Source organism: Sinomonas sp. G460-2, from assembly GCF_047759905.1.
Classification (GTDB): Bacteria; Actinomycetota; Actinomycetes; order Actinomycetales; family Micrococcaceae; genus Sinomonas.
The window spans coordinates 1-1342 of the sequence record NZ_JBKZWT010000539.1 but is presented as its reverse complement, the minus strand read 5'-3'; the positions used below and the strand labels follow the sequence as shown (position 1 = coordinate 1342).

Genomic DNA, 1342 nt, shown 5'->3' with positions numbered 1-1342 from the left:
GCACGCACGCCACCGCGAAGATCCAGAACGCCGATTGCGGCGTCCCCGTCGCGGTGATGACCGCGGACGCGATGAGCGGGCCGACGAACCAGCCGCCGCGGAACACGCCCCCGAGCGTCGAGAGCGCCCGCGCGCGGTAGCGCAGCGGCACCCGCGTGGTCATGAACGCGTGCCGCGCGAGGGCGAACACGGCCGTCGCGAGGCCCTCGAGGAAGACCCCGACCAGGAGGACCCAGGGGTTCGGCGCGAGCAGACTCACGACGATCCCGCCCAGCGCGACGAACGCGGCCACGATCATCGACACGCGCTCGCCGAGGCGGGACACGACCCAGCCGCTCGGGATGTCGCCCGCGAGGGTGCCCACGGTGACCATCGACGAGACGAGGCCGGCCAGCGCGAGCGTCGCGCCCAGATTGTGCGCAGCGATGGGGATGATCGGCAGGATGGCGCCCTCGCCGGTCGAGAACAGGAGAGCCGGGAGGAAGACAGGCAGAGCGATCGAGCGGAACGAGAAGGTCGTGTGGTCTGCTGTCATGGCTCTCTTACCCTACGCCTCCAATCCGCACCCCCCTCCGCTCCGAATTCTTCCTGCAGGGCGGTCCGCGAGGTGCCGTCGGCGCTGGCATGTGACGGAGGGCTATGGGCGGACATGAGACAGTTGTCTATATGCCAGACCGAGACGCCGGGGGCACCCCGGGCCCGGACATCGATGAGCTCATGGGGCGAGTGGCGCGCGGCGATCAGGATGCCTTCGGGAGCCTGTACGACGCGCTGGCACCGCTGGTCCATGGCCTCGTGCTCCGGGTCGTGAGGGACCCCGCCCAGAGCGAGGAAGTCACGCAAGAGGTGTTCCTCGAGATCTGGCAGCAGGCCAAGCGATTCGATGCGGACCGCGGCCGTGCAAGGGCGTGGATCACCGTCATGGCGCACCGGCGGGCCGTGGACCGGGTCCGCGCCGCTCAGGCCTCCGCCGATCGCGACCTCCGCGAGGGGGTCAAGGAGTTCCGCGAGAGCTACGACGACGTCGAGCACCGGGTCGAGGTGGCGCTCGAGAGCGAGCGAGTGCACCGGGCGCTCGAATCGCTCACCGAGGTGCAGCGCGAGGCCATCCGGCTCGCCTACTACGGCGGCTACACCTACGGGGAAGTCGCCGACGCCCTGGGCCTGCCCCTCGGCACCGTGAAGACCAGAATTCGCGACGGGATGATCCGTCTGAGAGACGTGTTGGGAGTGAGCCATGGATGATCAGCTGCACCTGCTGACCGGTGCCTACGCGCTCAACGCGCTCGACGACGACGAGCGGCGGCGCTTCGAGCGCGACCTCCCGTTCGGCCACCCGGTC

Annotated in this window: 3 protein-coding genes; 2 read left to right on the top strand and 1 reads right to left on the bottom strand. The window is 69.8% G+C overall.

What is annotated here, in order from left to right:
* Positions 1-535: MFS transporter (locus tag ACLN58_RS22270; protein ID WP_415857383.1), on the bottom strand; the 535-nt coding region annotated here is incomplete at its 3' end.
* Positions 536-666: 131 nt separating this feature from the next.
* On the opposite strand from ACLN58_RS22270, the gene sigK reads away from it, so the two are divergent.
* The gene (gene sigK, locus ACLN58_RS22265) at positions 667-1245 is read left to right on the top strand and encodes an ECF RNA polymerase sigma factor SigK (RefSeq protein WP_415857382.1); all 579 of its coding nucleotides are present in this window, start codon (positions 667-669) and stop codon (positions 1243-1245) included.
* A partial coding sequence (locus tag ACLN58_RS22260) for an RskA family anti-sigma factor (RefSeq protein ID WP_415857384.1) occupies positions 1238-1342 on the top strand: 105 nt, incomplete at its 3' end. The genes sigK and ACLN58_RS22260, both read left to right, overlap by 8 nt.

Excerpts from the sequence above, each read along its gene's own strand:
- sigK (WP_415857382.1), top strand. The coding sequence starts at position 667 with ATGCCAGACCGAGACGCCGGGGGCACCCCGGGCCCGGACATCGATGAG.